The following is a 3,350-nucleotide window of genomic DNA, read 5'->3' as shown; positions in this document are numbered from 1 at the left end:
CCGTCCGGCGTCTCGTAGTCCGTGCCGTAAATTTCGAGCGACGGCCGCATGCCGAGTGCGGTTTCCGACGCCACCTTGATGAGATGGGTCGCCCGCGGCGTGGACTGGCCGCTGCGGCCCTTCGGATCGGCGCCGGCGACGTTGAAATAGCGGAGCGCCACGAAGCGCAAGGGATGCGCCTTGGCCGTGTCGCGCAGCATCGTCTCGGTCATCAGCTTGGAACTCCCGTAGGGCGAGATCGGTTGAAGAACTGCGGTCTCGGTGACGGGGTTGATCTCCGGGATGCCGTAGACGGCGGCCGTGGACGAGAAGATGAAATTCGGAATCTTGGCTGCGACCGCGCAGGCGAGCAGCGTGCGCGAGTTGCAGGTGTTGTTGAGATAGTAGCCCAGCGGATCGGTCACCGAATCCGGCACGACGATGGAGCCCGCGAAATGGAGAATGGCGTCGATCTCATAGTCGCGCAGCAGCCGGCTGACGAGTTCGGGATCCCCCACATTGCCTTCGACGAAGGTGGCGCCCGCCGGAACCGACCGGCGATAACCGGTGGACAGATTGTCGAGCACCACGACATCTTCGCCGGCGTCGACAAGTTCGAGCGCCATATGGCTGCCGATATAGCCGGCCCCACCGGTGACAAGCACAGTCATTCGCTGAAGACTCCCGCAAAAGCCCCAATTGCAATTCCTTGCGTGTTATCGCAAAGAGGTTGAGGGACTTCTAAGTATCTGAGGCCGGATTTCTGGCCGTTTCAAGCCCGAAGGAAACTTGATGTCTGCTCGCGTCCGTAAAGCCGTGTTTCCCGTCGCCGGGCTCGGCACCCGCTTTCTCCCCGCCACCAAGGCCATGCCCAAGGAGATGCTGACGGTCGTCGACCGGCCACTGATTCAGCACGTGGTCGACGAGGCGCGCGAAGCCGGCATCGAGCATTTCATCTTCGTCACCGGTCGGGGCAAAGGCGTCATCGAGGATCATTTCGACAGGCAGCCGGAGCTCGAGGAGACGCTGGCCGCGCGCGGCAAGACGGCGGAGCTGGAGATGCTCGCCGCGGGCCTCCCCGAGGCGGGACAGGCGAGCTTCGTGCGCCAACAGGCCCCGCTTGGTCTCGGGCATGCGGTGTGGTGCGCCCGGGACATCGTCGGCGACGAGCCCTTCGCCGTGGTGCTGCCCGACGTTCTGGTACAGAGCCCCGGCAAGGGGCTGCCTCGCGCAGATGCTCGACTCTACGACAAGCGCGGCGGCAACATCCTCGCCGTCGAGCCGGTGCCCGACGATCAGACCAAGAATTACGGCGTGGTCGCCACCGGCCAAGCGGACGGGAACGTCTTTCCGGTGACCGGCATGGTCGAGAAGCCCGCGCCCGGCACCGCGCCGTCCAATCTCACCATTCTCGGCCGCTATATCCTGCAGCCCGAGATCTTCGATCTGCTGGCGACACAGAGGAAGGGTGCGGGCGGTGAGATCCAGCTCACCGACGCCATGCAAACGCTCTTGAAAAAAGAGCCCTTCTATGCGGTCGAGTACGAAGGCCGCGCCTTCGACTGCGGCTCCAAGGCGGGCTTCCTCGCCGCCAACGTCGCCTATGCCCTGGCGCGGCCCGACCTGCGCGACGCCGTCATCGCCGAGATCAAGGACCTGGTCTGAGGACCGTCCTATTTCCGGATGCGCATGCCGATCCGGACCTCGTTCTCGTTGAAATTATTGAGCCGGTCCGTGGAGAAGAAGTCCGTGTGCTCGTAGCGGGCATAGATCGAGAAATTCGGATTGAAGAAATATTCGGCCGTGGCGCCTTCCTTCACCCGCTCGTCCACCAGGGTGCTCGCCGCGTAATCGGCGATCTCGTAGGAGACATAGCCGCCGACGACGAGAAAGCGCCAGAAGGCGTGCTGGACGGAAAGCTCGTAGAAGCGGTCGATGGCGCCGAGCGAGTCCACCAAGCTCGAGGTGCTGACCTGCGACCGCGCCAGGAACTCGACCATGGTCATCGGCGTCGGCAGCCAGATGATATCGGCGTTCAGCAGCACGCCCTCGATGGGCGCGATGCTCTCGTCGATCGAGGTCTGCTCGCCCCACCCGAGACTCATCTCGCCGAAGAAGGCATCGCTGAAGGCGAACGTCATGCCTGACAGAACCGCGAAGCCGTTCGAATCCCGCGTAATCCCGCTGACGCTGATCGGCTGCTCGTAGACCTCTCGCTGATCTCGCCATCGACGAACACCGCGAGGTCCGGCTGCAGCTCGTAAGTGCCGCGCATCGACAGCTCGTCCTCGCGATAGTCTCTGATATCCTGCTGGGGAATGATCCTGTTTATGGTCGGGTCGAGCACGCCGATCGCGCCGACGTCCGAGTAGTCGTACCGGGCGACTTCGCCTTCCACCTCGAGCGTCAGCCGGTTGAAGGTATGATCGGCGCCCGCCGTGATGTGCTCCTCTTGCACGTTGGTCTGCACGCCGGCGATGTCGGTGAGGCTGATGGAGTTGCGCCCCTCCTGCGTCTGCGACTTGCCGAGTTCGAGCTCGAGGTGGGTGCGCCGCGTCACGTCGAGCCGGCCCTTGAGCAGCGCCAGGTAGGTCTTGTCGTCCTCGACCGGGAAGTTCTTGTACCAGCTCCGGTCCGCGTCGAACTCCGCGCTGAAGAAGTGCCGCGCCCAGTTCGATTCCAGGCGAACGTTCGGGGCAAACTCGAAGGCGTAGTCGGAGCGCGGGATGCGCGTGCCGAGCACGTTGTCGGTCAGAATGGTGCCGATCTCCGCCTCGGTGAACAGAATGAAGCTGCCGAGCCGCGTGCCGATCGGCACGTAGGGATCGAGCTCGTGGCCTTTCGGCGCCACCGGCACATTTTCCAGGTCGTCGTCGTCCACGCTCGGCGGCGCCTCCAGAGGCTCGCCAAATGCGTTCGTGATGCCGGGGCCCGGGGCCCGAGCGATGGGCGCGGCCGACTCGTCCCCGATGCCGCCGAGCGGCGGCGGCGGTTCCGGCGCGGTCGGCAACAGAGAGGGGTCCCTCGCAAGGTCGTCGGAAAGGGATCGTTGGCGCCCCGGCCCTCCCCGCCTTCCTCCGCGGTCCCGGACCCACCGGGCTGGCGGCGCCGTTGCAGGGATTCGAGCGCGGCAGGTGAGGCCGTCTCGGCGTCTTGCACACCGATGCTGCCGCGCAGAGCGGGCGCATCTTGAGCGGCGGCCGGCGCGAGCACTGCGGCAAGCAGGGTGGCAGCGAGCACGCCCGCTGCGCTGAACGTATGGCGACGCGGCAAGGACGCACCTCGATGGACTCTGGGCAACGGCCCGGAAACCCGGAAAAGTTCGGGGGTCGGACCACGGCCCGTTGAGGCTCCGAGCCTAGGAGAAATAG

The 3,350-nt window shown here is 65.0% G+C and carries 2 protein-coding genes and 1 pseudogene; 1 reads left to right on the top strand and 2 read right to left on the bottom strand.

Annotated features, from left to right (window positions below; genetic code table 11):
- Positions 1-650 (bottom strand): UDP-glucose 4-epimerase GalE (gene galE, locus AUC71_RS08875; protein WP_069623979.1); only part of this gene is annotated, 650 nt, incomplete at its 3' end.
- Between the two features lie 121 nt (positions 651-771).
- On the opposite strand from galE, the gene galU reads away from it, so the two are divergent.
- On the top strand, positions 772-1,644 hold the full coding sequence (gene galU, locus AUC71_RS08870) for a UTP--glucose-1-phosphate uridylyltransferase GalU (protein WP_069623978.1): 873 nt from the start codon (positions 772-774) through the stop codon (positions 1,642-1,644).
- Between the two features lie 8 nt (positions 1,645-1,652).
- On the opposite strand, the pseudogene AUC71_RS21100 reads toward galU, so the two are convergent.
- Positions 1,653-2,797 (bottom strand): annotated as a pseudogene (locus tag AUC71_RS21100) (outer membrane beta-barrel protein).
- Positions 2,798-3,350 lie beyond the last annotated feature (553 nt).

Source organism: Methyloceanibacter marginalis (genome assembly GCF_001723295.1).
Lineage (GTDB): Bacteria > Pseudomonadota > Alphaproteobacteria > Rhizobiales > Methyloligellaceae > Methyloceanibacter > Methyloceanibacter marginalis.
The sequence above is the reverse complement of the archived record's forward strand: the minus strand, read 5'-3'. Positions and strand labels throughout refer to the sequence as shown.